At 71.1% G+C, this 26,832-nt stretch carries 27 protein-coding genes and 1 tRNA gene; 13 read left to right on the top strand and 15 right to left on the bottom strand.

Annotation, left to right across the window (positions count from 1 at the left end):
• Positions 1–73 precede the first annotated feature (73 nt).
• From allB to IAI59_RS04260, 3 genes are all read right to left on the bottom strand, one after another.
• Positions 74–1,483: an allantoinase AllB gene (gene allB, locus IAI59_RS04270; RefSeq protein ID WP_207419752.1), complete on the bottom strand. Its 1,410-nt coding sequence runs from the start codon at positions 1,481–1,483 to the stop codon at positions 74–76.
• A gap of 11 nt (positions 1,484–1,494) precedes the next feature.
• Positions 1,495–2,274: an SDR family NAD(P)-dependent oxidoreductase gene (locus IAI59_RS04265; RefSeq protein WP_207419753.1), complete on the bottom strand. Its 780-nt coding sequence runs from the start codon at positions 2,272–2,274 to the stop codon at positions 1,495–1,497.
• A 226-nt stretch (positions 2,275–2,500) separates the two neighbouring features.
• Positions 2,501–3,517 (bottom strand): ABC transporter substrate-binding protein, encoded by a 1,017-nt coding sequence (locus IAI59_RS04260; protein ID WP_207419754.1) that lies wholly within the window; start codon positions 3,515–3,517, stop codon positions 2,501–2,503.
• A 108-nt stretch (positions 3,518–3,625) separates the two neighbouring features.
• On the opposite strand from IAI59_RS04260, the gene IAI59_RS04255 reads away from it, so the two are divergent.
• Positions 3,626–4,537 (top strand): LysR family transcriptional regulator, encoded by a 912-nt coding sequence (locus tag IAI59_RS04255; RefSeq protein WP_207419755.1) that lies wholly within the window; start codon positions 3,626–3,628, stop codon positions 4,535–4,537.
• A gap of 266 nt (positions 4,538–4,803) precedes the next feature.
• Here IAI59_RS04255 and rdgB read toward each other — a convergent pair whose 3' ends face one another.
• The 4 genes from rdgB to prfB form a co-directional block, all read right to left on the bottom strand.
• Positions 4,804–5,421, bottom strand: coding sequence for an RdgB/HAM1 family non-canonical purine NTP pyrophosphatase (rdgB, locus tag IAI59_RS04250; RefSeq protein ID WP_207419756.1), 618 nt, complete (start codon positions 5,419–5,421; stop codon positions 4,804–4,806).
• Positions 5,418–6,149, bottom strand: a complete 732-nt coding sequence (rph, locus tag IAI59_RS04245) for a ribonuclease PH (RefSeq protein ID WP_207419757.1) — start codon at positions 6,147–6,149, stop codon at positions 5,418–5,420. Before rph ends, rdgB begins: the two co-directional genes overlap by 4 nt.
• Positions 6,150–6,332: 183 nt before the next feature.
• Positions 6,333–7,046, bottom strand: coding sequence for a uracil-DNA glycosylase (ung, locus tag IAI59_RS04240; RefSeq protein ID WP_207419758.1), 714 nt, complete (start codon positions 7,044–7,046; stop codon positions 6,333–6,335).
• Positions 7,046–8,176 (bottom strand): peptide chain release factor 2, encoded by a 1,131-nt coding sequence (gene prfB / locus IAI59_RS04235; RefSeq protein WP_207419759.1) that lies wholly within the window; start codon positions 8,174–8,176, stop codon positions 7,046–7,048. Before prfB ends, ung begins: the two co-directional genes overlap by 1 nt.
• 216 nt (positions 8,177–8,392) lie before the next feature.
• Here prfB and IAI59_RS04230 point away from each other — a divergent pair, with 216 nt between their 5' ends.
• The 7 genes from IAI59_RS04230 to IAI59_RS04200 all read left to right on the top strand — a co-directional run bounded on the left by IAI59_RS04230 (position 8,393) and on the right by IAI59_RS04200 (position 16,057).
• Positions 8,393–8,998, top strand: a complete 606-nt coding sequence (locus IAI59_RS04230; RefSeq protein WP_207419760.1) for a TorD/DmsD family molecular chaperone — start codon at positions 8,393–8,395, stop codon at positions 8,996–8,998.
• Between the two features lie 17 nt (positions 8,999–9,015).
• Positions 9,016–9,234, top strand: a complete 219-nt coding sequence (locus IAI59_RS04225; RefSeq protein WP_207419761.1) for a twin-arginine translocation signal domain-containing protein — start codon at positions 9,016–9,018, stop codon at positions 9,232–9,234.
• A 10-nt stretch (positions 9,235–9,244) separates the two neighbouring features.
• Entirely contained in the window at positions 9,245–12,139 is a 2,895-nt protein-coding gene (locus IAI59_RS04220; RefSeq protein ID WP_207419762.1) for a formate dehydrogenase subunit alpha, read from the top strand.
• 17 nt (positions 12,140–12,156) lie between these two features.
• Positions 12,157–12,753 carry a formate dehydrogenase FDH3 subunit beta gene (gene fdh3B, locus IAI59_RS04215; protein WP_207419763.1) on the top strand — a complete coding sequence of 199 codons (597 nt, stop codon included), beginning with the start codon at positions 12,157–12,159 and terminating at the stop codon, positions 12,751–12,753.
• Positions 12,753–14,027, top strand: coding sequence for a formate dehydrogenase subunit gamma (locus tag IAI59_RS04210; protein WP_207419764.1), 1,275 nt, complete (start codon positions 12,753–12,755; stop codon positions 14,025–14,027). Before fdh3B ends, IAI59_RS04210 begins: the two co-directional genes overlap by 1 nt.
• 291 nt (positions 14,028–14,318) lie before the next feature.
• A complete protein-coding gene (gene mobB / locus IAI59_RS04205; protein ID WP_207419765.1) occupies positions 14,319–14,819 on the top strand; it encodes a molybdopterin-guanine dinucleotide biosynthesis protein B in 501 nt (166 codons plus the stop codon).
• Positions 14,807–16,057: a molybdopterin molybdotransferase MoeA gene (locus IAI59_RS04200; RefSeq protein WP_207419766.1), complete on the top strand. Its 1,251-nt coding sequence runs from the start codon at positions 14,807–14,809 to the stop codon at positions 16,055–16,057. Before mobB ends, IAI59_RS04200 begins: the two co-directional genes overlap by 13 nt.
• A gap of 226 nt (positions 16,058–16,283) precedes the next feature.
• Here IAI59_RS04200 and IAI59_RS04195 read toward each other — a convergent pair whose 3' ends face one another.
• Positions 16,284–18,068 (bottom strand): ABC transporter transmembrane domain-containing protein, encoded by a 1,785-nt coding sequence (locus IAI59_RS04195; RefSeq protein WP_207419767.1) that lies wholly within the window; start codon positions 18,066–18,068, stop codon positions 16,284–16,286.
• Positions 18,069–18,251: 183 nt separating this feature from the next.
• Entirely contained in the window at positions 18,252–18,509 is a 258-nt protein-coding gene (locus IAI59_RS04190) for a hypothetical protein (protein ID WP_207419768.1), read from the bottom strand.
• 139 nt (positions 18,510–18,648) lie between these two features.
• Here IAI59_RS04190 and IAI59_RS04185 point away from each other — a divergent pair, with 139 nt between their 5' ends.
• The gene (locus IAI59_RS04185) at positions 18,649–20,472 is read left to right on the top strand and encodes a transglycosylase domain-containing protein (protein ID WP_237181048.1); all 1,824 of its coding nucleotides are present in this window, start codon (positions 18,649–18,651) and stop codon (positions 20,470–20,472) included.
• Complete coding sequence (locus IAI59_RS04180) at positions 20,469–21,011, top strand: hypothetical protein (RefSeq protein WP_207419769.1); 543 nt, start codon at positions 20,469–20,471, stop codon at positions 21,009–21,011. Before IAI59_RS04185 ends, IAI59_RS04180 begins: the two co-directional genes overlap by 4 nt.
• 58 nt (positions 21,012–21,069) lie before the next feature.
• Here the strand turns inward: IAI59_RS04180 and folD are convergent, their stop codons facing one another.
• Genes folD through IAI59_RS04165 form a run of 3 tightly spaced genes read right to left on the bottom strand, consistent with a single transcriptional unit; the run spans position 21,070 to position 22,525 of the window.
• Positions 21,070–21,912 carry a bifunctional methylenetetrahydrofolate dehydrogenase/methenyltetrahydrofolate cyclohydrolase FolD gene (folD, locus tag IAI59_RS04175; RefSeq protein ID WP_207419770.1) on the bottom strand — a complete coding sequence of 281 codons (843 nt, stop codon included), beginning with the start codon at positions 21,910–21,912 and terminating at the stop codon, positions 21,070–21,072.
• Positions 21,909–22,265 carry a DUF167 domain-containing protein gene (locus IAI59_RS04170; protein WP_207419771.1) on the bottom strand — a complete coding sequence of 119 codons (357 nt, stop codon included), beginning with the start codon at positions 22,263–22,265 and terminating at the stop codon, positions 21,909–21,911. Before IAI59_RS04170 ends, folD begins: the two co-directional genes overlap by 4 nt.
• On the bottom strand, positions 22,232–22,525 hold the full coding sequence (locus IAI59_RS04165; RefSeq protein ID WP_207419772.1) for a YggT family protein: 294 nt from the start codon (positions 22,523–22,525) through the stop codon (positions 22,232–22,234). The genes IAI59_RS04170 and IAI59_RS04165 overlap by 34 nt, the downstream gene beginning before the upstream one ends.
• A 130-nt stretch (positions 22,526–22,655) precedes the next feature.
• On the opposite strand from IAI59_RS04165, the gene IAI59_RS04160 reads away from it, so the two are divergent.
• The 3 genes from IAI59_RS04160 (at position 22,656) to IAI59_RS04150 (ending at position 24,470) form a co-directional block, all read left to right on the top strand.
• Positions 22,656–22,731: transfer RNA gene (locus tag IAI59_RS04160), tRNA-Ala, on the top strand.
• Positions 22,732–22,888: 157 nt separating this feature from the next.
• Positions 22,889–23,056, top strand: a complete 168-nt coding sequence (locus IAI59_RS04155; protein WP_207419773.1) for a hypothetical protein — start codon at positions 22,889–22,891, stop codon at positions 23,054–23,056.
• Between the two features lie 103 nt (positions 23,057–23,159).
• Entirely contained in the window at positions 23,160–24,470 is a 1,311-nt protein-coding gene (locus tag IAI59_RS04150; protein WP_207419774.1) for a cation:proton antiporter, read from the top strand.
• 25 nt (positions 24,471–24,495) lie between these two features.
• On the opposite strand, the gene IAI59_RS04145 is transcribed toward IAI59_RS04150, so the two are convergent.
• Genes IAI59_RS04145 through IAI59_RS04135 form a run of 3 tightly spaced genes read right to left on the bottom strand, consistent with a single transcriptional unit; the run spans position 24,496 to position 26,830 of the window.
• On the bottom strand, positions 24,496–25,089 hold the full coding sequence (locus IAI59_RS04145) for an acyltransferase (RefSeq protein WP_207419775.1): 594 nt from the start codon (positions 25,087–25,089) through the stop codon (positions 24,496–24,498).
• 21 nt (positions 25,090–25,110) lie between these two features.
• On the bottom strand, positions 25,111–26,307 hold the full coding sequence (locus IAI59_RS04140; protein WP_207419776.1) for a motility associated factor glycosyltransferase family protein: 1,197 nt from the start codon (positions 26,305–26,307) through the stop codon (positions 25,111–25,113).
• A 37-nt stretch (positions 26,308–26,344) separates the two neighbouring features.
• Positions 26,345–26,830: a hypothetical protein gene (locus IAI59_RS04135; RefSeq protein WP_207419777.1), complete on the bottom strand. Its 486-nt coding sequence runs from the start codon at positions 26,828–26,830 to the stop codon at positions 26,345–26,347.
• Positions 26,831–26,832: the final 2 nt, after the last annotated feature.

The raw sequence follows: 26,832 nt of genomic DNA, 5'->3' as shown, positions 1-26,832 counted from the left end.
GGGCGACGCGGTGGGTTGGCTGCCCCAAAAAGGCGGCAAGGCCGGGGAAAGAATTCCCCCCGGCCTTTCTTTGTCACCGCGCCGTGATGGTTTCCGTCGTCTGGTCCAGGTTGCGCGGCGCGGGCGCCGGCATGGCCTGGACGCGGCGGACGGACTGGCCCCAGCCCCCGGTGCCCTCCACCAGCCTGCGGTCGCGCATCACGAAGCGGCCGCGCACCAGGGTGTGGCGGGGGATGCCCTGGACCGCCATGCCCTCGAAGGGCGTGACCTTGGCGCGGGAATGCAGGCCAGCAGCGCGGATGCTGTCGCGCGCCGCCAGATCCACCACGGCGATGTCGGCATCCGCCCCCGGCACCAGCGCGCCCTTGCGCGGGAACAGGCCGAAGGCGCGGGCGGGGGCGCCGGCCGAGAGCCGCACGTAGTCGGTCAGCGACAGCCGGCCCTGCGCCACCTGGGTCAGCATCAGCGGCATCTGCGTCTCGACGCCGGGGAAGCCGCAATCGACCTGCCAGATGTTGGCGCGGGTCTTCTCCTCCGGGTCGTGCGGCGCGTGGTCGGTGGCGATCATGTCGATGGTGCCGTCCGCCAGCCCGGCCCAGAGCGCCTCCTGGTGATGCTTCTCGCGCACCGGCGGGTTGACGCGGATGACGGGGCCGACCTCGGAATAGGCGTGCTCGTCGAACAAGAGGTAATGCGGGCAGGTTTCGCCGGTAATGTCGACGCCGCGCGCCTTGGCCTCGCGCAGCGGCCGCAGCTCGTCGCCGGAGGAGATGTGCAGGATGTGGATGCGCGCGCCGGTCCATTCCGCCAGCAGCGCGGCGCGGGACACCGCCTCGCTGGCCACGATGGCGGGGCGGGAGGCGAGATGCGCCAGCGGGTCACGCCGCCCCGCCGCCTCCAGCCGCTGCTGCCGCAGCGCCATGATCGAGGCGGTCTCGGCATGCAGCGAGATGCGCAGCCCGTGCTTGGCCACCACCTCGAAGCCTTCCAGCATCCCGCCCGTCGACGGCGAGGGGATGTTGCCGAAGGTATTGCCCATATACAGCTTGAAGGCCGCGACGCCGCCTTCCACCAGGGCGGCGATGTGCTGCAGGTTGTCCTCGGCCAGCAGGCCATAGATGCCGAAGTCGACGCGTGCCTTGGACGCCGCCTCCAGCTTGGCGCGCAGCCCCTCGGGCGTCGAGGTGGGCGGGATGGTGTTGGGCATCTCGAACACCGTGGTCACGCCGCCCATGGCGGCGGCGGCGGTGCCGGTGTCCCAGTCCTCCTTGTGAGTGTAGCCGGGCTCGCGGAAATGCACATGCGCGTCGATCGCGCCGGGCAGCACATGCAACCCCGTGGCATCCAGCACCTCCCGCGCAGCGCCCAGCGAGCCGGGCGCGCCGACGGCCAGCACCTTGCCATCGTTGATGGCGATATCAGCGGGAAACACGGCATCCTCGGTGGCCAGAGTGCCACCGGCAATCAACAGGTCGGCTTGCATCGTCTTCTCCCTCACAGCATCGCCCAGCCGCCATCCACCGGCAAATCCGTGCCGGTGATCTGGCGGGACACGTCGGAGGCGAGGAACAGGCAGGCATTCGCCACGTCCTCGTCCACCGTGATGCGCCGCAGCGCGTAGTCCGCCGCGTGCCTCTCAGCCGCGGCCTCCTCCGAGATGCCGAGCCGCGCCGCCATCTCCGGCACCACCTTGGTGCGGAAGCGTGGCCCGTCCACCATGCCGGGCGCCACGCAGTTGACGTTGACGTTGTGCGGCCCCGCCTCCAGCGCGAAGGACTTGGTGATGCCGCGCAGCCCCCACTTGCTGGCGGAATAGGCCATCCGCCCCGCCCGCCCGCGCATGCCGAACGTCCCCCCCACATTCACCACCTTGCCGCCACCCCGCGCGATCATCCCCGGCAGCACGGCGCGCATGGTGTTGAAGCAGCCCGCCATGTTCAGCGTGACGATCTCGTCGAACTCGTCCCGCGTCGTCTCCCACCCGGTCTTGCCGATCGGCCCCGAACCGCCAGCCACGTTGACCAGCACGTCCACGGTGCCGGCCTGGGCCACGGTGGCCTCCACCGCCGCCGTGTCCGTCAGGTCACAGCGCAGCACCGCGGCCTCCACCCCCAGCGCCCGCGCCTGCTCCGCCACGGGCTCGATGGCAGCGACATCGCGGCCGACCAGCACCAGGCGGCATCCCTCCCGCGCGAAAGCCAGGGTGATGGCGGCGCCCATGCCCTTGGCGGGGCCGGTGATGAGCACGGATTTGTTTCGGAGCTTCAGGTCCATAGCGGGTGCTTCCCTCGGGGGTGGAGAAGGTTGGGGGAATGAATTCCCCCAAACCCCCATCTTCTTTTTGCGAGTTTTCGGTGGTGGCTGTGGTGGGGTCGACGCTTCAGGACGGCTGGGCGCGCCGGAGGTCATCGACCTCCGGCGACTGAGGGTTCAACCCGGCGCCAACTGAGAGAAAAAAGATGGGGGTCTGGGGGAATTCTTTCCCCCAGCCTTTCTGTTCTCAAAGCCGCGTCAGCCGCTCGGCCAGGGGTGGCAGGAAACTCCGGTCGAACACCTCGCCAACCCCTGGCGCGCGGGGCAGCGCATCCGCCTGCACCAGGGTCGCGATGGCGCGCTGCATGCGGGCCTCGTCGATATCGCCCAGGCCGATGCGGGCGATCTCGGCGCCGCTCATCTCGTCGGCCACCGTGGCGTCGAAGCGGGCGCGTTCCACGCGGGCGTCCAGCAGGGATTCACGGGCCAGGACGGCGGCCACCGCCGCGTCGCGCTCGGCCAGGGCTGCCTTCAGGCCGCGGTTGATGGTGCGCAGCAGGGCGCGCACGGCCTCCGGGTTCTGCGTCGCCAGGGTGCGGGAAACGAGGATGGTGTTGGAGTAGAGGTCGATGCCGTGGTCGGCATAGCGGATGTAGCGCAGGGCGTTGGCGTCCAGCCCCGCGCCCATGGCGCTGAAGCGGATGGTGTTGATGTAGCCGAAGGCGCCGTCCATCTGGCCGCGGAACAGCATCTGCTCGCGCAGGCTGGGCTGCATGGTGCTGATGGCCACCTTGGCCGCGTCGATGCCGGCGGCCTGGGCGAAGGCGGGGAACAGCATCAGCGCGCCGTCATTGGCGGGGCCGCCCAGGGTGCGGCCCTCCAGGTCCTTCGGCGCGCGGATCGGGCTGTCCTGTTTCACGGCGATGCAGAAGGGCGGCACGTTGTAGAGCATCATCACCGCCACCGGCGCCGCCTGCGGCTGGCGGGCGGCGAAGCGGATCAGCGCGTTCATGTCCCCGAAGCCGGCGTCATAGGCGCCGGCGGCGACCTGGGTGACGGGCGCGGCCGAGCCCTCGCCCTGGTCCAGCACCAGGTCGATACCTTCCTCCCGGTCGAAGCCACGCGCCTTGGCCAGGAAGAACCAGCCCTGCGGCCCCTGGTACTTCCAGTTCAGCACCATGCGGATGCGCGTGGGCGCCTGCGCGGCGGCGATATGGGGCGCGGCCAGCAGCGCGCCCGCGAGAAGAAAGGCCCGGCGATCCATGCGTCGTGTCCCTCGGTCTGTCCGGGGCAGAGGCTAGGCGGCGCGAAGTGTTGCCTTCCATTGCCGTTTTGGCGCAAGCCTGTTGCCGGAACCGACACGGGACATCCCATGCATCCGCTGCGGCACATGCGCGTCTGGCGCTACGTGGACGAGGTGGCGCGCACCGGCTCGCTGCGGCTGGCGGCGGCGCGGCTGAACGTCACCGCCTCCGCCCTGCTGCGCCGCATCGCCGACATCGAGGCCGACCTCGGCACCCCGCTGTTCGAGCGCGCGCCCACCGGCATGCGCCCCACCGTGGCGGGCGAGCTGTTCATCGGCTGGATCCGCGGCCAGGGCGCGGAGCTGGAGCAGGTGCGCTCCCGCATCGAGGACCTCTCCGGCCTGCGGCGCGGCCGGGTGCGCATCGCCTGTTCCCAGGCCCTGGCGATGTCCTTCCTGCCGGCCGAGATGGCCGCCTTCCAGGCCCGCGCACCGCTGGTCGATTTCGCCGTGACGGTGCGCGACCACGACGGCGCCCTCAGCGCGCTGGCGGAATTCGAGGCCGATCTCGCGCTGATCTTCAACCCGCCGCCCAATGCCGATTGGCAGCCGCTGCTGCAGCTCGGCCAGCGGCTGGTCGCCATCATGGCCGCCGGCCACCCGCTGGCCGCCCGCCCCGTGTTGCGGCTGCGCGACTGCGCGGCCTTTCCCGCCGCCCTGCCCGATCGCAGCTTCGGCGCCCGGCAGATCCTGGACGCCCGCATGGCCGGCCATTCCGCCAAGCTGCGCGTGGCGCTGGAAGCCAATTCCTTCGAGCTGCTGCGCCAGTTCGTGCGCCACGGCGAGGCCATCACCTTCCAGATCGCCATCGGCGCGCCAACGGACGACCCCGGGCTGGCGGTGCGGCCGATCGACGACCGGGACCTCGCGCATGGGCCGCTGGTGCTGGGGCAGCTCAAAGGCCGTACCCTGCCCGTGGCGGCGGCGAAATTCGCGGAGCGGCTGGCGGAACGGCTGGATGCGGCGCGGATGGTGGGATGAGGGCCAAAAGGGGCTCCGCCCCTTCTGGACTTCCCCGCTGGGGTGGCTGAGCCACCCCAGACCCCGGCATCAGCCGCGGGTGATGGGGCCAGTTCCTGAGTCTGCGGGTGCGGCCCGCGTGGCCTTGTCAGAATCCTGTGCCCCCGCCCCGCCGGGCAAGCGCCGTCCGTATCGCCCGAATGCTTCCTGACGGCGGGGTCTGGGGTAGCACTGCTACCCCAGCGGGAGAGTCCAGAGAGGGCGGAGCCCTCTTTGGCCCCCGCCCGTCACCCCCGCGCCAAGCACCCTTCCGCCAGCAGCGCGAAGGCCCGCCCGCGATGCCCGATGGCCTTCTTCGCCGCCGTGTCCATCTCGGCGAAGGTCAGCCCCTGGCCGTCCGGCACGAACATCGGGTCGTAGCCGAAGCCGCCCGGGCCGCGCGGCGGCCAGACCCACTGGCCGGGGCAGCGGCCCTCGAAGGCTTCCGTGTGGCCGTCCGGCCAGGCCAGCACCAGGGTGCAGACGAAGGCGGCGGTGCGGTCGGGCGAATGGCGCGCCAGCTTTTCCACCTTGGCCATGGCGCCGGCGTAGTCGCGGGTGCCGTCCGGCTGCTCGGCCCAGTCGGCGGTGTAGACGCCGGGAGCGCCATCCAGCGCGGACACGGCGAAGCCGCTGTCATCGGCCAGCGCCACCATGTTGGCGGCGCGGGCGGCGGCCAGGGCCTTCAGCGTGGCGTTGCCCAGGAAGGTGGTCTCGGTTTCGTCGGGCACCGGCAGGCCCAGCTCGGCGGCGCTGCTCACGGCGATGCCGTACTCGGCCAGCATCGCCGAGACCTCCTTCAGCTTGCCGGCATTGTGGGTGGCGAGCAGGATGCGGTCCGCTTCCAGCCTGCGATGGGTGCTCATGCGCCGATGGCCTCCTGCTGCGCGGCGAACAGCGCCGCGGTGCCCTGCTTCGCCAGGGCCAGCAGCCCCAGCATATGGTGTTCGGAGAACGGCTCCGCCTCGGCGGTCGCCTGGATTTCCACGATGCCGCCTGCGCCGGTCAGCACGAAGTTGGCGTCCGCCTGCGCGGCGCTGTCCTCGGCATAGTCCAGGTCCAGCACCGGCACGCCGCGCCACAGCCCGCAGGACACGGCGGCGACCTGGCCGAGCAGCGGATTGCGCGACAGCACCCGCTTGGCCATGCAATGCTCGAAGGCCAGGTGCAGCGCCACCCAGGCGCCGGTGATGGCGGCGCAGCGCGTGCCGCCGTCGGCGGTGAGCACGTCGCAATCCAGCGTCACGGTCATCTCACCCATGGCCTTGCGGTCGGTCACGGCGCGCAGGCTGCGGCCGATCAGGCGCTGGATCTCCTGCGTGCGGCCGGATTGCTTGCCCTTGGCGGCCTCCCGCTCGCCCCGCTTATGCGTGGCACGGGGCAGCATGCCGTATTCGGCCGTCACCCAGCCCTCCCCCTTGCCGCGCAGGAAGCCGGGCACCCGGCCCTCGACGCTGGCGGTGCACAGCACTTCCGTCAGCCCCATGCGGATGCGGCAGGACCCTTCGGCATGGCGGGCGACACCAGGCTCGATCAGGACGGTGCGGAGGGCATCGGGCGCGCGGCCGGACGGGCGGAGGGTGTCGTCGGTCATGCGGGGCGGTGTGGCGGGGGGTGGGGCGGGAAGCAAGATCAGGGGAATGAATTCCCCTGAAACCCCTTCTTTATTTTTATCTGTTTCAGGGGGCCTTGGGCGCGTCCCGCTCCCGCTGGCGAAACCTGGGGAAGTCAAAAAGAAGATGGGGGCCTGGGGGAATTCCTTCCCCCAGCCTTTCGTCTAATCCAGCCGCCAGTCCACCGCTTCCCGCCCCCGCTCGCGCAGGAAGTCGTTGGTGCGGCTGAAGGGCCGGGCGCCGGCGAAGGGCGACGGGCTGGTGGCCGCCCGGGCCGCCGCCAGGGGCGAGGGATGGTCGGATTCCACCACCAGGTGGCGGGTGGCATCCAGCATCTCGGCCTTTTTCCGCGCGTGCCCCCCCCAAAGGATAAAGGCGACAGGCTCCGGCCCGTCATTGACTGCCTGGATCACCCGGTCGGTGAAGCGGTGCCAGCCGGCGCGGGCGTGGCTGCCGGCGCGGCCCTGCTCCACCGTCAGCGCGGTGTTGAGCAGCAGCACGCCGTGGTCGGCCCAGGCGGTCAGGCAGCCGTGCTCAGGGGGCGCGATGCCGCAATCGGCCTGCAGCTCCCGGTGGATGTTGCGGAGCGAGGGGGGCACGCGGATGCCGGGGGGCACGGAAAAAGACAGCCCCATGGCCTGCCCGGGCTGGTGGTAGGGGTCCTGGCCCAGGATCACCGCCTTGACCGCCCGCAGCGGCGTGCGGGCCAGGGCGGCGAAGGTCAGGGGCTCGGGCGGGAAGATGGTCTTGCCGGCGGCGCGCTCGGCGGCCAGGAACTCCGCCAGCGCGGCCATGTAGGGCTGCTCGAACTCGTCGCCGATGGCCTGCCGCCAGCAGGATGGCAGGGTGGCGAGGGCCGCGCTCCAGGCCGGATGCATCAGCGGGCGTTCGCGCTGGCCTCGGAGCGGGTGGTGCCGACGCGGCTGGCCAGCGCCGCGGCCATGAAGTCGTCCAGCTCGCCGTCCAGCACCGCGTCGGGGTTGCCCTTCTCGACGTTGGTGCGGAGGTCCTTCACGAGCTGGTAGGGCGCCAGCACGTAGGAGCGGATCTGGTGGCCCCAGCCGATGTCGGTCTTGCCGGCCTCGATCCCCGCCGTGATCTCCTCGCGCTTGCGCAGCTCAAGCTCGTACAGGCGGGCCTTCAGCATATCCATCGCGATCACGCGGTTGCGGTGCTGCGAGCGGTCCTGGGTGGAGGCGGCGACGATGCCGGTCGGGATGTGGGTGAAGCGCACGCCGGATTCGGTCTTGTTGACGTGCTGCCCGCCGGCGCCGGAAGCGCGGAAGGTGTCGGTCTTCAGGTCCGCCGGGTTGACCTCGATCTCGATCTTGTCGTCGATCACGGGAAACACGTAGACGGAGGCGAAGCTCGTTTGCCGCCGGGCAGCGGCGTCAAAGGGGCTGATGCGTACCAGCCGGTGCACGCCGCTTTCGGTCTTCAGCCAGCCATAGGCGTTGGGGCCGGTCACCTGAATGGTGGCGGACTTGATGCCGGCCTGCTCGCCTTCCGACTCCTCGGTCATCTGCACCTTGAGGCCACGCTTCTCGGCCCAGCGGGTGTACATGCGCAGCAGCATCTGCGCCCAGTCCTGCGCCTCGGTGCCGCCGGCGCCGGCGTTCACTTCCAGAAAGGCGTCGCGCATATCGGCCTCGCCCGAAAGCAGGCTCTCGATCTCGCGGCGCTTGGCCTCGGTGGCAAAAGCCTTGAGGTCGGCCACGGCCGCATCCGCCGTGCCGGCATCGCCCTCGGCTTCCGCCAGCTCGATCAGTTCCAGCGCGTCACGGACGTCCTGCTCCAGCTTCTGCACGCCCTCGATCTGGTCGGCCAGGCGGCCGCGCTCGCGCATCACCTCCTGCGCCAGGTCGGGCTTGTCCCACAGCGTCGGGTCCTCGGCGCGGGCGTTGACCTCGTCCAGCCGGCGCAGCGCCACGTCCCAGTCGAGGTGGCGCCGCAGCAGGGCGATGGAATCCTGGATCTGCCCCTGAAGGGCCTCGGCATCTGCGCGCATGGGGGCGGTTCCTACAGCAGATGCCGGCCCCGGTGGAAGGGCCAGCGCGCGGGACGCCCGGCCATTTGCGAACGGTTCGCATTTATTTAGAAGTTACAATGGCTTCCGGCGCCCGATGCTTGCGACGGGGGGGCCATCTGGGCCACATTGGCGGGCCCGGGGCGGCCTTTTCGGCGTGCCCTGGCCACCAAGACCATGGACGGACGCCACGCCGGGATGACGACCGCCACCATCGCCGCCGCCCCGCCCGACGCAGTGGACCTGCAGCGGGCGCGGCTTTTCGCGCTGCTCGGGCGGCTGCTGCTGGCGGCGCCGGATGCCGCGCTGTTGCACGGCCTGGCGGCGCTGGGGCCGCAACAGGACACGCCGCTGGGCCGGGCCGTCGCCGCGCTGTCGCAGGCCGCCGCCACGGCCAGCCCGGCCGGTGCCGCCGGGGAATACGCGGCGCTGTTCATCGGCGTCGGCCGTGGCGAGCTGCTGCCCTTCGCCTCCTACTACCTGACCGGCTTTCTGCACGAGCGGCCGCTGGCGCTGCTGCGGGACGACCTGCGGCGCCTGGGGATCGAGCGGGCGGACGGCGTGGCGGAGCCCGAGGACCACCTGGGCTTTCTGTGCGAGGCGATGGCCGGGCTGCTGGGCGGCGAGTTCCTTGCCACCCCGGAGGCGGTTGCGGCGTTCTTTCAAAGGCACCTGCAACCCTGGGCCGGCCGCGCCTTCGCGGACCTGGAGAAAGCGGCGGCGGCCGAGCTTTACCGCCCGGTGGGGGCGATCGGCGTGGCGTTGATGGATATCGAGCTGGCGGCCCTGGGCCTGCCGGCATGAGCGGAAAGGATGCGGCGATGAGCGAGCACGACAAGCCCCAGCGGCGCGGCTTCCTGAAAGCCCTGGGCCTAGCCGGCGGCGCCGCCGTGGCCACGGCGGCGCCGGCCGCAGCCTTCAACATCGAGGGCGGGCTGAACGGCGCCAAGCCGGCCAAGGAAACCGCCGACGAGAAGCTCGCCGCGCGCTATCGCGAAAGCGAGCACGTGAAGGCCTTCTACCGCACCAACCGATACTGAGGCGCCGCGCATGCTGATCAAGCGTTCCGAGCGGCAGGCCACCAAGCAGCGCCTGTCCGCCGCCTACCAGGGCCTGTCCTCCGGCGGGCTGGACCGCCGCTCCTTCCTGCGCCAGGCGGGGCTCGGCGCCACCGGGCTGGCCGCACTCGGCGCCCTGCCGCTGACCACGGCCCGCCGCGCCCATGCCGGGCCCATGGACTTCGCGCAGCCGGTGCAGCGGGTGAAGAACATCTGCACCCACTGCTCCGTCGGCTGCACGGTGGTGGCCGAGGTGCAGAACGGCGTCTGGGTGGGCCAGGAGCCCGCCTTCGACAGCCCGATCAACCGCGGCACCCATTGCGCCAAGGGCGCCTCGGTGCGCGAGCTGGTGCATGGCGACCGGCGGCTGAAGTACCCGCTGAAGCTGGTGGACGGAAAGTGGGAGCGCCTGTCCTGGGACCAGGCGATCGAGGAGATCGGCAACAAGCTGCTGGAAATCCGGCAGAAGTCCGGCCCCGATTCCGTGTTCTGGCTTGGCAGCGCCAAGTTCAGCAACGAGGGCGCCTACCTGATGCGCAAGTTCGCGGCCTTCTGGGGCACGAACACCATCGACCACCAGGCGCGCATCTGCCACTCCACCACGGTGGCCGGCGTCGCCAACGTCTTCGGCTACGGCGCGCAGACCAACAGCTACAACGACATCCGCAATGCCCGCACCATCATCGTGATGGGCGGCAACCCCGCGGAGGCGCATCCTGTCGCCATGCAGCACGTGCTGGCCGGCAAGGAGCAGAACCGCGCCAACATGATCGTCATCGACCCGCGCTTCACCCGCACGGCGGCGCATGCCACCGAATACATGCGGATCCGCCCGGGCACCGACATCCCCATCATCTGGGGCCTGCTCTGGCACATCTTCGAGAACGGCTGGGAAGACAAGGACTTCATCAAGCAGCGCGTGTACGGCATGGACGACGTGCGGCGCGAGGTGGCCAAGTGGCACCCGGCGGAGGTGCTGCGCGTCACCGGCGTGCCGGAAGAGCAGATGAAGCGCGTGGCGCAGATCTTCGCGACGCAGAAGCCGGCGACGCTGATCTGGTGCATGGGCGCCACGCAGAAGACCGTGGGCACCGCCAACGTGCGCGCCTTCTCCATCATCCTGATGGCCACCGGCAACATCGGCGCGCCCGGCACCGGCGCCAACATCTTCCGCGGCCACACCAACGTGCAGGGCGCGACCGACCTCGGGCTCGATGTCACCACCCTGCCCGCCTACTACGGCATCGACGAAAGCGCCTGGCGCCACTGGTGCCGGGTGTGGGACGTGCCTTACGAAGACATGGTCAAGCGCTTCGCCTCCAAGGCGCTGATGGAAACGCCGGGCATCCCGACCACGCGCTGGTTCGACGCCGTGCTGCTGCCGAAGGACCAGGTGGACCAGCCCGACCTGTTGAAGGCGATGTTCGCGGTGGGCCACGGTGGCAACACCGTCAGCCGCATGCCCGAGGCGATCAAGGGCATGGAGAAGCTGGAGCTGCTGGTGGTGGCCGACCCGCACCCCACCAACCTGTCCAGCATGTCCAACCGCCGGAACGGCACCTACCTGCTGCCGATGTCCACGCAGTTCGAATGCGCCGGCAGCCGCACCGCCTCCAACCGCTCGCTGCAGTGGTACGACCCGGTGGTCAAGCCGATCTTCGAAAGCAAGACCGATTACGAGCTGCTGTATCGCATGGCCGAGAAGCTCGGCTTCGCGGCCGAGATGTTCAAGACCATCGAGGTGCGGGGCAAGGAACCCGTGGCCGAGAGCATCCTGCGCGAGATCAACCGCGGCGCCATCTCGACCGGCTATTCCGGCCAGTCGCCGGAGCGGCTGAAGCTGCACATGCAGCACCAGGCGGACTTCGACCTGGTGACGCTGCGTGGCCGCGCCGGCACGCCCGTGGCGGGCGAGACATACGGCCTGCCCTGGCCCTGCTGGGGCACGCCGGAGATGAAGCACCCGGGCAGCCACATCCTGTACAACACCAACCTGCACGTGAAGGAAGGCGGCGGCACCTTCCGCGCCCGCTTCGGCGTGGAGCGCAACGGCCAGACGCTGCTGGCCGAGGGCTCCTATTCCAAGGGCTCGGAGATCACCGACGGCTATCCCGAGTTCACGGTGGCCGTGCTCAAGCGCCTGGGCTGGTTCGACGAGCTGACGGCGCGGGAAAAGGAGATCATCGCCCGCATCGGCGGCGACAATCCCGACCGCGTATCCTGGTCCACCGACCTGTCCTTCGGCATCATCCGCGTGGCGATGGAGCATGGCTGCGTGCCCTACGGCAATGCCAAGGCGCGCGGCAACGCCTGGAACCTGCCCGACCCCGTGCCGGTGCACCGCGAGCCGATCTATACCCCGCGCACCGACCTGATCGCCGACTACCCGACGCTGGAGGACCGCCGCAGCTTCCGCATGCCCAACATCGGGCGGACGGTGCAGCAGCGCTCCTATCAGGTGGCGCGTGACTTCCCGATCGTGCTGACCTCCGGCCGCCTGGTCGAATACGAGGGCGGCGGCGAGGAAACCCGCTCCAACCGCTGGCTGGCCGAGCTGCAGCAGGACATGTTCGTCGAGATCAACACCCAGGACGCCGCCGCCCGCGGCATCCGCGAAGGCGAGTACGTCTGGGTGGACGGCGCGGAGAACGGCGCCAAGGTGCGCGTCAAGGCGCTGGTGACCGACCGCGTGGGCAAGGGCGTCGCCTTCATGCCCTACCACTTCGGCGGCTGGTACCAGGGCGAGGACCGGCGCGGCCACTACCCGCCGGGCGCCGACCCGATCGTGCTGGGCGAAAGCGCCAACACCCTGACCACCTATGGCTACGACCCGGTGACCGCGATGCAGGAAACCAAGGTCACGCTGTGCCAGATCCGCGCTAGCTGACGGGAAGGACCTCCATCATGGCCCGCATGAAATTCCTCTGCGACAGCGACCGCTGCATCGAGTGCAACGCCTGCGTCACAGCCTGCAAGAACGAGAACGAGGTGCCCTGGGGCATCAACCGCCGCCGGGTGGTGACCATCAACGACGGCAAGCCCGGCGAGCGCAGCATCTCCATGGCCTGCATGCATTGCACGGACGCGCCCTGCCAGGCGGTCTGCCCGGTGGACTGCTTCTACACCACGGCCGACCACATCGTGCTGCACGACAAGGACCTGTGCATCGGCTGCGGCTACTGCTTCTACGCCTGCCCCTTCGGCGCGCCGCAGTACCCCAAGGTCGGCAACTTCGGCGGCCGCGGCAAGATGGACAAGTGCACCTACTGCGCCGGTGGCCCGCAGGCCGACAACTCGGCCGCCGAGCAGGCGCAGTACGGCGCCAACCGCATCGCCGAGGGCAAGCTGCCGCTGTGCGCCGAGATGTGCTCCACCAAGGCGCTGCTGGCGGGCGACGGCGACATCATCGCCTCCATCTACAAGGAACGGGTGCAGACGCGCGGCTATGGCGCCGGCGCCTGGGGCTGGCGCACCGCCTACCGCGAGACGGTGGGCGCCTGATGCGCCGCGCGCTTCTTTCCCTTTCGGTCGCCCTGCCGCTGATGGCGGCGGGGCTGCCCGCCGGCCCGGCGCTGGCCCAGGCGCCCGCGCCGCAATCCGGCGAAACGCAGCAGGCCGTGCCGCAGAACTCGCCCACCACCCAGCGGCAGGGCCAGGACAACGGCGCCGGCCCCGACAAGGGCGCGCCGGAGCTGCAGGCCCCGGTACCGGAAACCCAGAGCGCGGGCGAGAACCAGCAGCGCCAGGCGCCCAATTCCACCGCCCCGCAGCAGCCCACCGGCACGCCCGCCGCGCCGCAGCCCAGCGTGGCCCCCACGCCCGTGGCGCCGATCCCGGCCCCGCCGCCGCTGGGCGACCAGGGGCAGCCCAGCGCCGAGGAGCGGGAACTGGAAGCCGCCCTCAAGGGCCAGCGCATCCAGGGCCGCATCTCCATCCCCAACCAGACGGCCAGCAACCTGGTGCAGCCGGCGGGGCGGGACTGGCGGGTGTTCCACAACCGCACCCTGAACTGGACCGGCGGCATCGCGGTGGGGGGGATGATCGCGCTGCTGGCGCTGTTCTTTCTGCTGCGCGGCCGCATCCGCGTGGCCAGCGGCTTTTCGGGCCGCATGATGCTGCGCTTCAACTTCCTGGAGCGCACGGTGCACTGGATGACCGCCAGCACCTTTCTGGTGCTGATGTTCTCCGGCCTGAACCTGACCTTCGGGCGCTACCTGATCCGCCCGCTGATCGGGCCCGAGGCCTTCACCGCCCTGTCGCACTACGGCAAGCTGGCGCACAACTTCCTGGCCTTTCCCTTCACGCTGGGCGTCGTGCTGATGTTCCTGCTGTGGGTGAAGGGCAACATCCCCAACAAGCAGGACTGGGTCTGGATCAAGCAGTTCGGCGGCATGGTGGGCCACGGCCACCCGGCCGCGCACCGCTTCAACGCCGGGCAGAAGGCGATCTTCTGGGTGACGGTGGGCGGCGGCGCGCTGGTGGCCGCCTCCGGCTATCTGCTGGTCTTTCCCTTCACGGTCACGGACGTGACTGGGCAGCAGTGGGGGCACATGGTGCATGGCGTGCTGTCCATGCTGATGATGGCCACCATGCTGGCGCATATCTACATCGGCACGCTGGGCATCGAGGGCTCGTTCTCCGCCATGGGCAGCGGCCAGGTGGACTACAACTGGGCGCGCGAGCACCACAGCCTTTGGGTCGAGGACGAGGTGGTCAAGGCGCATGAGACGGTGCGGCCGGGCAGCACGTCGCAGCGCGCGGTCGGGGCGGATTAAGCAAGCCGGGGGAATGAATTCCCCCGGACCCCCATCCTTTTCCGGGATGTTTTCGGTCGTATCCCCGGCACCGGCCTGCTTCGTGGCGGCCGGATGCGCCAGAAGTCATCAACCTCCGGCGACTGAGAGCTCAGCCCACGCGGCCTTGCATATTTTCATGCCGCTACCCCGCCCCACGGCGCTCCCCAAACCGACAGAAAGAAGATGGGGGCTCGGGGGAATTCTTTCCCCCGACCTTCCTCCACCCCCTGCGCCTTGCACGCCCCCAACGCCCCCGCTAAGCCCGCCGTCATGCGCGTCATCGGATTGGCCGGCTGGAGTGGCGCCGGCAAGACCACGCTCCTGGCCCGGCTGATCCCCACGCTCAACGCGCGCGGCATCGCGGTCTCGACCGTCAAGCACGCGCACCACGCCTTCGACATCGACACCCCCGGCAAGGACAGCCACACCCACCGTCAGGCCGGCGCGCGGCAGGTGATGGTCGCCTCTTCCCAGCGCTGGGCGCTCATGAGCGAGCTGCGCGGTGCCCCGGAGCCGGCGCTGTCCGAGCTGCTGGCCCGCCTGGACCCGGTGGACCTGGTGATCGTGGAAGGCTTCAAGCGCGATGCCCACCCCAAGGTGGAGGTGCACCGCGCCGCCAACAACAAGCCCTGGCTGCACCCGGACGACCCCGCCATCCGCGCCGCCGCCACCGACACCCCGCCCCCCGGCGCCCTGCCCTTCGCCGCGCTGGGCGAGGTGGAGGCGATCGCCGACCTGATCCTCGCCCACGCCGCGCCATGGCCCAGCTGAGCGACGACTGCTTCGCCCATGGCGGCGCGCTGCTGTCGGTGGAAGCCGCGGCCGCGCTGGTGGTGGCGCGTGTGCCGCCCCTGGCCGGCACCGAGACCGTGCCGCTCGCCGCCGCCCGCGGCCGCGTGCTCGCCGAAGACCTGCACGCCCCCCAGCCGCTGCCGCCCTTCTTCAACAGCGCGGTGGACGGCTATGCCTTCCGCCATGCCGACCTCGTGCCGGACGCCGAGAGCGTGCTGGCGCTGCACGGCCGCCTCGCCGCCGGGCAGGCCGCCGCCGGGCCCATCCCCCCCGGCACCGCGCTGCGCATCCTGACCGGTGCGCCGATGCCCCCCGGCGCCGACACGGTGATGATGCAGGAGGACGCGGTGCTGGACGGCCCCCGCCTGCGCCTGCCCCCCGGGCTGAAGCACGGCGCCAACTGTCGCCCCGCCGGCGAGGACGTGGCACAGGGCGAATGCGCGCTGCCAGCCGGCGCCCGCCTGGGCCCCGCCGAGATCGGGCTGCTGGCGGCGCTGGGCTTCGCCACCCTGCCCGTCACCCGCCGCCCGCGCGTCGGCGTGTTCAGCACCGGCAACGAGCTGGCCGCGCCCGGCACGCCGCTCGGCCCGGCGCAGACCTACGACAGCAACCGCTTTTCCCTGCTGGCGCTGCTGGCCGGCCTGCCGGTGGAAGCCCACGACCTCGGCATCCTGCCCGACCGCGCCGAAGCCACCGCCGGCGCGCTCCGCGAGGCCGCCGCCACGCACGACCTGCTGCTCACCTCCGGCGGCGTGTCCACCGGCGAGGAAGACCACGTCCGCACCGCCATCGAGGCCGGCGGCCGGCTGGTGTTCTGGAAACTCGCCCTCAAGCCCGGCCGTCCGGCGGCCATGGGCGTCGTCGCCGGCACTCCCGTGCTGGGCCTGCCCGGCAACCCGGTGGCCGCCATCGTCACTTTTCTGCACCTCGCCCGCCCGCTGGCGCTGCGTCTGGCCGGCGCCACCGCCGCGCCGTTGCCGCGCTTCGCCGCGACGGCCGACTTCAGCTACCGCAAGAAGGCCGGGCGCCGCGAATACGTCCGCGTCTCGCTGTCCGGCGAGGGGCCGCTGCCCGTGGCGCGGAAATACCCGCGCGAGGGCGCCGGGCTGCTGACCTCCCTGACGCGGTCGGACGCCTTCGCGGAACTGCGCGAGGATGTGGTGGAGGTGAAGCCGGGGGACAGCGTGGCGGTGCTGCCCTTCGCGGCGGTGTTCTGAACGGCCGAAGGCCGGGGGAACGAATTCCCCCCGAACCCCCTTTTTTTCTGCCTGTTTTTCGGGAGCGGCCGTTTCCGCGTGGCACTCCGACCGGGTGCGCCGGAGGTCATCGACCTCCGGCGACCGACGGTTCAGCCCGCGCGGCCCGATGATTCATTCAACGCTGCCCCGCGGCCTCGCGGCGCCCGGCCAGACTGACAGAAAAAAGATGGGGGTTTGGGGGAATTCATTCCCCCGGCCTTGCTGCCTCCTCGCCCGTGAACTGCAACGCCGCCAGCCGCGCGTAGAGCCCGCCCTCGCGGATCAGCGCCTCGTGCGGCCCGCTCGCGACCACCTGCCCGCCTTCCAGCACCACGATGCGGTCGGCGCGGCGGATGGTGGCCAGGCGGTGCGCCACCACCAGGGTGGTGCGGCCGCGGGACAGGGTGGCCAGCGCCTGCTGCACCGCCTGCTCGGATTCCGCGTCCAGCGCGCTGGTGGCTTCATCCAGCAGCAGCACGGCGGGGTCGCGCAAGATGGCGCGGGCGATGGCGATGCGCTGCCGCTGCCCGCCGGACAGCGTGACACCCCGGGCGCCCAGCGGCGTGGCCAGCCCTTGCGGCAGGGCATCGAGGAAGCCCAGCGCGGCGGCCGCCCCGGCGGCGGCGCGGATCTCGTCCGGGCTGGCGCCGGGGCGGCCATAGGCGATGTTGGCGGCGGCATCGGTGGAAAAGATCACCGGGTCCTGCGGCACCAGCCCGAGGCGGGCGCGCAGCGCGGCCGGGTCCAGTTCCCGGATGTCCACGCCGTCCAGCAGGATGCGGCCGGCCTGCGGGTCGTAGAAGCGCAGCAGCAGTTGCAGCACCGTGGTCTTGCCCGCGCCGGAGGGTCCGACGAGGGCCACCGTCTCGCCCGGCTCCACCACCAGGTTGAGGCCGTGCAGCGCGGCGTGCTGCGGGCGGGTGGGGTAGCGGAAGGACACGCCCTCGAAGACGATGCGCCCCCGCGCGGGCTCGGGCAGCGGCAGCGGGCGGGCGGGGGCGGCGACGGTGGGAACCACCTGCAGGACCTCGGCCAGCCGCACGGCGGCGCCGGCGGCGCGCTGCACCTCGCCCCACAGCTCGCTGAGCGCGGCGCCGGAGGACGCCAGCAGCACGGCGTAGAACACAAAGGCCGACAGCTCGCCGCCGCTCATCCGCCCGGCCACCACGTCCCGCCCGCCGACCCACAGGCTGAAGGCGATGGCGCCGACGCCCAGCAGGATCACCACCAGGATCTGGATGGCGCGCGTGGAGATGCGCCGGAGTGCTGCGGCGACCGAGCGCTCCACCTCCGCGCCAAAGCGGGCACGCTCCAGCGGCTCATGCGTGAAGGCCTGCACGGTGCGCAGGCCGTTGATGGTTTCCTCCGCCGTGGCGGCGAGGTCGGCCACCCGTTCCTGCGCCACGCGGGACAGGGCACGCTCGCGCCGCCCGAACAGGATCAGCGGCGCCACCACCAGCGGCACCACCACGGCGACGATGCCGGCCAGCTTCAGGCTGGTGGCCAGCAGCATGGCGAAGGCACCCGCCACCGTCAGCGCCGAGCGCAGCCCCTGCGACACCGCGCCGCCGATCAGCGCCTGCAGCACGGCGATGTCGGCGGTCAGGCGGGACAGGATGTCGCCGGTGCGCGCCGTCTCGAAATAGGCGGGGGACAGGGTCAGCACGTGGCCGTAGACGTCGCGCCGGAGGTCGGCCGCCACGCGCTCCCCCAGCCAGGCGACGGCGAGGTATCGCGCGGCCGTCGCCACCGCCAGTGCGGCGACCACGCCGCCCATGGCCAGCGCCGCGCGGTCCAGCGCCGCCGACTGGCCCCCGGCCTCGCCGAAGCCCGAATCGATCAGGTGCCGCAGCCCCTGGCCCAGCCCCAGCGTCAGCCCCGCCGCCGCCAGCAGCGCCACGCCGGCCAGCAGCACCCGCCCGCGATAAGGCCGCAGATAAGGCAGCAGCAGCCGCAGGGCGCCGAGGCTGGACAGGGTGGGGCGGGGCATCGGCAAGGTTCTTTCGGACGCGTTCGGCGGCGGGCCGGGGCACAACGCCTTCCCCGGACCGATGCTTCTCTGCCTGTTCGGGAAAGGGGGAAAGTGGCGAAGGCATTCCGCCCGCCCGCGGACCGGGCAAGGCACGGCGCCGCCAAAGCTTTCACCTGGAAGCCGACAGAAGCATGGCAGGATTTATCCCCCTAGCCTTCTTCTCCCCTGCGGGCCGCGCGGCGCCGCGTTGCGGCTGGCCGGGGCGGGCTGCAGGCGGCTCAGGGCCTCGCAACGGAGCAGGCAGGTCTGCACCTCGCGGGTGTTGTCGATGCGGCGGGGCAGCACGGCACCGCATTGCTGCTGGCAACGGGCGCTGTCCTGTGGCCCGCCCGCCTGCGCCCGCAGCGGCGACGGCAGGACCAGCAGGCCAAGCAGCAGCAGGGCTCCCGACTGTCGCATGGTCGTTTTCCCGCCCAACATGGAGCGGTGGTGCCATGCGGCGGCGGCGGCGGCCAAGCGCAAAATTCCGACGCTTATGTTTCCTTGCAAATCAGCGTCTTCCCCTTCTGCCGGGCCGGCTGATGGCCTAGAAGAAGCCATGCCCCGCCCCCAGGCGCATGCCCCGCGGGGCAAGGCGCCCGCCGCTCACGCCACCGTCGCCCCACCGGCCCGCCGCCGCTCGGGGCTGGGGCGCCTGCTGCGCGTCCTGGTGCTGGTGACCGTCTGGGGCGGGCTGGCGCTGGCCGCCGGGGTGCTGTTCTTCGCCTGGGACCTGCCGCGGCCGGAAACGGCGCTGGTGGCCAGCCGCCGCCCGGCGGTGACTCTGGAAGCCGCCGACGGCCGCCTGCTGGCCACCAGCGGCGACCTGTATGGCGAGCGGGTGCGGCTGGCCGACCTGCCGGCTTTCGTGCCCGGCGCGTTGATGGCGGTGGAGGACCGGCGCTTTCGCAGCCATTTCGGCCTGGACCCGCTGGGGCTGCTGCGCGCCGCCGTGGCCAACTGGCGGGCCGGCCGCGTGGTGCAGGGCGGCTCCACCCTGACGCAGCAGCTGGCCAAGAACCTGTTCCTGACGCCCGAGCGCCACATGCGCCGCAAGGTGCAGGAGGCGATGCTGGCGCTGTGGCTGGAAAGCCGCTTCAGCAAGGACCAGCTGATCGAGATCTACCTGAACCGCGTGTACCTGGGCGCCGGTGCCTATGGGGTGGACGCGGCGGCACGGCTGTATTTCGGGGTGCCCGCGCGGCGGCTGGCCTTGTGGCAGGCGGCCATTCTGGCGGGGCTGCCCAAGGCGCCATCGCGCTACAATCCGCGCAGTTCGCCGGAAGCCGCCATCCGCCGTGGCACGGAGGTGCTGGGCGCCATGGTCGATGCCGGGCTGATCACCGCCGCACGCGCCACGGAGGAAGCCGCCAAGATGGTGCTGCCGCCGCGCCCGTCGGGCGATGCCGGCTGGTTTTCCGACTGGGTGCAGGACGACCTGGCGGACAGCTTTCCCGGCAGCGGCGACCTGGCGCTGCGCACCACGCTGGACCTCAGGCTGCAGGCGGTGGTGGAGGCACGGCTCGGCGCGCTGCTGGCCGGCCCCGGGGCGGCGGCGGGGGTGACGCAGGGCGCCGTGGTGGTGCTGCAGGCCAGCGACGGCGCGGTGCGCGCCATGGTGGGCGGCCGTGACTACCGCGCCAGCCCCTTCAACCGCGCGACGCTGGCCCGCCGCCAGCCCGGCTCCGCCTTCAAGCCTTTTGTGTGGCTGGCGGCGCTGGAGCAGGGGATGGACCCGTCCAGCACGGTGTCCGACCAGCCGTTGACGCTGGGCGGCTGGTCCCCCGGCAACGGCCGCTGGCGCGCGCGGGGCGAGGTTTCCCTGGAGGAAGCGCTGGCGCACAGCATCAACACCGCCGCCGTGCGCGTGCTGCTGGCCGCCGGCGGCGCCAGGGCGGTGGCGGCGGTGGCGGAGCGACTCGGCGTGCAGGGCCGGTTTCCGAACAACGCCTCGCTGGCGCTGGGCACCGCCGAGGTGACGCTGATCGACCTCGTCGCCGGCTACGCGCCCTTTGCCAATGGCGGCATGCGGGTCACCCCCTATGGCATCGCGGTCGCGCATGGCGGCGGGCGGTCGCTGGCCGTGCCCAACCCGGCGCCGGTCCGCGCCGTCAGCGCCGAGCACGCGGCCGAGATGCGGCGGATGCTGGCCGCGGTGGTGTCCCGCGGCACCGGCCGCGCCGCCGCGTTGCCGGGCCGCATGGTTGCAGGCAAGACAGGCACGACGCAGGATTTCCGCGACGCCTGGTTTGTCGGCATCGCCGGCGGGCTGGTGGCGGGCATCTGGCTGGGCAACGACGACGCCCGGCCGATGGAGGATGTCAGCGGCGGCACCCTGCCGGCGCGGCTGTTCCACGACGTCATGGAGGATACGATCCGGTGAAGGATGCAGGCGAGGCGATGGCGGGGCTGGCCCGGCCGATGCAGCACGCGCTGAACAACCTGATCATGGTGATGCAGGCCAACATGGACAGCGTCCTGGCCAGCCTGCCGCCGGACGACCGCGCCAGCATCCGGCTGTCCCGCGCCGCCCAGGCCACCAGCGACCTGGATGCCCTGCTGCGCGCCTTTCTGCGCCTCGGGCGCCCGGACGAAACGCCGACGCTCGACTCCGGCCGCTTTCTCGACACCGTGCGCCCGCTGCTGGCCACCGGCATCGGCCGCCCGCTGACTGTCGAGGTTCCCGCCACCGCCACCACCGTGGTGGCACGCCCGGCGGTGGACCTGGCGCTGCTGCGGGCGGCCCAGGGCGCCCGCGCCCTGCCGCGCGGCACGCCTGCCACGCTGGTGCTGGACGGGCTGGTGCTGCGCATGAACTGGGCGGTGGCCCCGGAATGCCACGGGCCGCTGCTGGACGCGGGGATCACGGTCGTGGAAGCGGATGCCGAACGCTGCACGCTGCGCCTGCCGGCCGGAAGCTGAGGAAGGCCAGCGGGAACGGCCACGCGATCGCGCGGCGGCCCTTTGCCGGAGCCGAGCCTTAGCCCCGGCGCGCGACCGCCGCGTCCAGCGTATTCTCCAGCAGGCAGGCAATGGTCATCGGGCCGACGCCGCCGGGCACGGGGGTGATGGCCCCGGCGTGACGCGCGGCCTCGGCAAAGGCGACATCGCCCACCAGCCGGCCGTCGGGCAGGCGGTTGATGCCCACATCGATCACGGTGGCGCCTTCCGCCACCCAGTCGCCGCGCACCATCTCGGGCCGGCCGACGGCGGCCACCAGGATCTCCGCCCTGCGGCATTCGGCGGCGAGGTTCTGGGTGCGCGAATGCACCACCGTGACCGTGGCGTCGGCGGCCAGCAGCAGGGCCGCCATCGGCTTGCCGACAATGTTGGAGCGGCCCAGCACCACCGCGCGGGCGCCGCGCGGGCTGGCGCCGGCGGCGGCCAGCAGGTGCATCACGCCCTTGGGCGTGCAGGGCACCAGGCCGGGCTGGCCGATCGCCAGGCGCCCGGCATTGGTGGCGTGAAAGCCGTCCACGTCCTTGGCGGGGTCGATCGCCTGGATCACGGCATCGGCGCGGATCTGCGGCGGCAGGGGCAGCTGCACCAGGATGCCGTCCACCGCCGGGTCGGCGTTCAGTTCGGCCACCACGGCCAGCAGCGCGGCCTCCGAGGTATCCTCGGGCAGCTGGATGGTGGCGCTGTTGAAGCCCGCCTGCTGCGCCGCGCGGTCCTTGTTGCGCACGTAGACGCCGCTGGCCGGGTCGTCCCCCACCCGCACCACGCGCAGGCCGGGCGCATAGCCGAGGCCGCCGATGCGCTGGGCCAGGGTGGCGCGCAGCGCGGCGGCCACGGCCTTGCCGTCGATGATGCGTGCGGTCATGCGAGCTCTCCGAAGCCCAGGCGGGCCAGCAGGGGGGCGAGGGTGCCGGGGTCGCCGGCGATGCGGCAGGTCTTTTCGCGCGACGCCAGCCCCTGCACCACCGCGATGCGCGAAGGGGGGACATGCAGGGCGGCGGCCAGCAGGGCGCAGATGGCGCGGTTGGCGCGCCCGTCCTCCGGCACCTCGCTGACCGCGAGCCGCAGGCGGGGGCCGTCCGCGCCTTCCATCATGCCCTGCAGGCCGGGGCGGCGGGCGCGGGGCTGCGCCTTGACCCGCAGCTCCACCCCCTCCGCCACCACCCGCCAGGCGGGATGGCGGCTCAGCCGGCCACCAGCGGGAACAGCGTTTGCCACAGGAAGATCCGCGCCGCGTAGAGCAGCAGGATCAGGATCATGGGCGAGATGTCGATGCCGCCCATGTTGGGCAGAAAGCGCCGCAGCGGGCGCAACGCCGGCTCGGTCACCTTGTACAGGAAGTCCCCGATGGTCCAGACAAAGCGGTTGCGGGTGTCGAGCACGTTGAAGGACACCAGCAGGCTGAACACCGCGGCGATGATCAACGCCCAGACATAAAGGCCGATGAGCTGATCGATCAGCCAGAACAGTGCGTACATCGTCATTCCTTCAAAGATGAAGGCCCGGCAACCCGGCCCGGGGGATCATCTACGGAGGCGGGCGCGGCGGGGCAAGCACCGCTTGACAGTCCTTGTGCCGTCGTGGATAAGCCGGGCCTCGCGTGGCTTTGGGGCCGTAGCTCAGTTGGTAGAGCGCCTCGTTCGCAATGAGGAGGTCAGGGGTTCGATTCCCCTCGGCTCCACCATCGCCCGCCGGATTTTCCCGACCCTGACCGGACCTGATGCTGCTTTGGCGGCCCTGTTGGCGTGTCCGGACGACGCGTCTCAAAAAAGATCATGGGCGTTCACGGGGCGTTAGGGATTTGCCGGCATCATGGCCGCAGTCCCGCAACAGGCCGCGCCATGACCCCCACCGCTTCCGCCACCACCGCCCTTGTTCTCGTGTCCGCGCCGCAGGAGGCTCCCTCCCGCCCGGACCTGTCGGCCGCCACCGGCATCATGGCCGCCGTGGCGATGTCCGCAGTGTTTTGGACCGCCATTGGTTACGCGGTCGACGCGCTGATCGGCTGACGACCGGGGCGGTCCCGCCGCCCGCCGCATGAAAAAGACGGAAGCCGGGCAGGAAATCGCCGCCCCGGCCCGCCTTTCGCCGCCGCCGCCACGTTGTGATGCCATGATCTTCCGCGACTGGCTGCCCGACCCCTACATCCTGTTCCTGACCGGCGCCGGCCTGCTGATCGCGCTGGTGGCCTGGCTGCCGATGGTGCTGAAGCGCCTGCCGCTGTCCCTGCCCATCGTCTGCATCGCGCTTGGCGCCGCGCTGTTCGCGCTGCCGCAGGTGACGCTCAAGCCCCTGCCGATGCAGTTCCCCGAGATCACCGAGCGCTTCACCGAGTTCGTCGTCATCATCGCGCTGATGGGCGCGGGGCTGAAGCTGGACCGGGTGTTCAGCTGGCGCGGCTGGGCCGTCACCTGGCGGCTGCTGGGGGTGACCATGCCGCTGGGCATCCTGGCCATCACGCTGCTGGTGGGCTGGGGCATGGGGGTGCCCTGGGCGGTGGCGCTGCTGGTGGCGGCCAGCTTGGCGCCGACCGACCCGGTGCTGGCGGCCGACGTGCAGGTCGGCCCGCCCAAGACCGGCGATGAGGACGAGGTGCGCTTCGGCCTGACCTCGGAGGCCGGGCTGAACGACGGCTTCGCCTTTCCCTTCGTGCACCTGGCCATCGCGCTGGCCGCCGTGGCGGGCAGCGGCGAGCCCTGGTTCACCGAATGGCTGACCTACCGCGTGGTGTGGGAGATCGGCGCCGGGGTGGGCGCGGGCTGGCTGATCGGCCGGATCTTCGGCTGGCTGACCTTCCATGTCTCGGCGGAAACCAAGCTGGCCCGCACCGGGGACGGGTTGATCGGCCTGTCCGCCACGCTGGTATCCTATGGGCTGACGGAAGTGATCCATTGCTACGGCTTTCTGGCCGTCTTCGTCACCGCCGCCACCTTCCGCCACGCCCACCGGCAGCACGACTTCCACGCCAGCATGCATGAGGTGACCGAGCAGATCGAGCGGCTGGCGATGATGGTGCTGCTGCTGCTGTTCGGTGGCGCGCTGGTCAGCGGTTTGCTGGCCACCGTGACCTGGATGGAGGTGGGCCTGGCGCTGGTCATCCTGCTGGTGGTGCGGCCGCTGACGGGGCTGGTTGGGCTGCTGGGCTTTCCCGCCGCGCGGGGCGAGAAGCTGACGCTGGCCTTCTTCGGCATCCGCGGCGTCGGCTCGCTGTACTACCTGGCTTACGGGCTGAACCACATGCAGCAGCCGGGGGCGGAGCGGCTGTGGGGGCTGGTCGGGCTGGTGGTGCTGTTCTCGATCCTGCTGCATGGCCTGACCGTGACGCCGATCATGCGCATGCTGGACCGCCAGCAGGGGCGCGACCCGGATGCGGAGGAGGCGACGCCGCCGCCCGGGCTGCAGGGGCCAGCGGCGCAGGGCTGAGGTGCGCCGGAATGCAGTGGGTGGACTAGCGGGGAAATTTCTCTTCCCACCGGATGTTTTGCCGCACCACCTTGGCCGGCGACCCCACCGCAATACACTTGCTCGGGATACGGCCAGCAACCAGAGATCGAGCGCCGATCGCACTGCCGTCCTCGATAATGGCACCCTTAAGGATCAGCACATCCTCGGCAATCCAGACTTTGTTGCCGACAGTGATTGGCTTGGATGGATTGATCCGCTCGCCATTTGTATCGTCATAGATCGGATGAGAATCCGACGTACGAAATCGCACATTGGCAAAGAGGCAATCCTGCCCAATGGTCACGCGGTCATTGGCTTCACCGAGATTCATCCATACGGCGGAATTCATCTTAGTTCCTCGGCCAATTTCGACTTGGCTGCTGTTTCCCGAGAGATGAATCTCGCCTAGCAACACGTTGTCGCCACCCAGCACGACCCGTTGCCCATCACCGCGAAAGTTGATGGTGCCGGATCGGAAGATAACGTTCGGCCCAATTTCCAGGACGCCTCCCTTGCCCCGGAATACGACCTGGGCAGCGCTTCCTTCGGCAAATTCACCGATCACCATGTTCTGCCCGGTATCGCCCGTTACGTTCATCACAAGGTCAGCACCTTTTCTTTAGAATAGTGTCTTGTAGTCAACCTTCGGGAAGCTCTGCAGATGCGTGCCCACCGTCGCATTGATGATCTCGACGCCGTTGCGCTCGCCCCACAGCCGACAATAGTCGTAGGCGGCCTCGGACCAGGCGGTGCGCGGCGGCACGAACACCTTGTTGCTGGTGTACTTGTCCGTGAAATGCGTGGCGCCGGTGGCGGCGTTGCCTTCCCAGAAGTCCCAGCCCAGCTTGCTTTTGCGCGCCAGCTCCTCCGGCGGGGCGAGCGCGGTGGGGTTCATCGCCGCGCCCTCCCCCTGCCCGCGCCGCTTCACGCGCGCGATGGGGTAGCTGTGGTCGATCCCCACCAGCACGATCGGGTTGCAGCCCATCATCGCCGCGATCTGGATCAGCGTGATGGTGACGGTGAAGGCCATGAACACCATGCTGGGCTTTTCCGCGAAGTAGGGAAAGCGCAGCGGCGCCGGCTGGCCGAAGAAGATCTCGGATGCCACCGGGATCGGGCAGGCGTTCTCCACCCGGAAGAAGGGCAGGTACTCGAAGGGAAAGAACTTGATCGAGTCGCGGTCGATGTTGTCCTCGTACTCCTCCCGGTACATCTCCAGCTGCAGGCGGTCGGAGATGCCCCAGTACTTGAAGGCGAAGCCCCAGTCCTCGTAGCCCAGGAAGGACCGGTTGGAGCCGAAGGTGATCTCGTCCTTCATGCGCGACATGTCGGTGTTTCGCAGCGAGGGCCCGTTGCCGATGACAAAGGCCCGTTGCCCCTTGTGCCGCCCCACCAGGCTGTCCAGCAGCCAGGGAATGCGCACCTTGAACTCGCCGTCGCGGCCGACAAAGCGGAAGTCCTGCACGCCCAGCTGGTGCAGCACCCGCACGGCCGGAAAGCGGTCCGCCCAGGAATTCACCACCTCGTTGTTGCGGAACACCATGTTGAAGGGCACGGCGTCGCACAGCAGCACCGCTTCCGCCGGGCCTTCCGCCACGCGCGCCATCAGCGGCCGCAGCGCCAGGGCCTCGGGCCAGTCGGGACCGCCGGGCAACAGGTGGTGTTCCAGCCCGAAGCGCAGCGCCAGCGCGCGCAGCACCGGCAGGTCGGCGGCATCGGCCACCAGCACCGGCGCGCGGCCATCCGCCAGGGCCCGCGCCAGCCACGCGGCCGCGAGGTCGAGGTCGCTGGCCGCGACATAGGCGATGGTCAGCATGGGCGTGTTCCGGTCCTGGTCGGGGGCATCCGCATTGTCACTCGAACACCACGGCGTGCAGCGCTGGCGCAGGGTGGCGCAGCGGCCCCGGCACGAGAACGCGGCGGAGCTCCAGCCGCCCCCAGGCGGGGCGCGCCAGGGCCTCGGCCGGCGGCAGGGTGGCACGCAGGGCCCAGGCGCCGGGGCGGTCGTGCAGCGGCGCCACCGGCCCGGCCGGGGCGGTGGCCAGCGGCTGGCCCTCGAACAGCACGTCCAGCGGCTCGGCGCCCGGCTCCGGCAGGAACAGCAGCAGCAGCGACCCGACGGCGGGGTCGATGGCGCCGAGCAGCAGCAGCGCTTCCGGCTCCGGCCCGATGCGGCGGCCGCTGAGGCCGCCCGGCCGCTCCACCGGGCCGAAGCCCGTGGCGCGGATGCCTTCGCGCAGGTCCAGCCGGGTGCCGGGGGCGTGCGGCTGCGGCGCGGGCCCGGGGAAGCGGTCGGGCCAGGGGCGGCCCGGCGCTGCGGAGGCCAGGGTTTCGGTCATGC

Origin of the sequence: Roseomonas haemaphysalidis (assembly GCF_017355405.1) — a bacterium.
GTDB lineage: Bacteria > Pseudomonadota > Alphaproteobacteria > Acetobacterales > Acetobacteraceae > Pseudoroseomonas > Pseudoroseomonas haemaphysalidis.
This window is presented reverse-complemented; position numbering and strand designations above follow the sequence as displayed.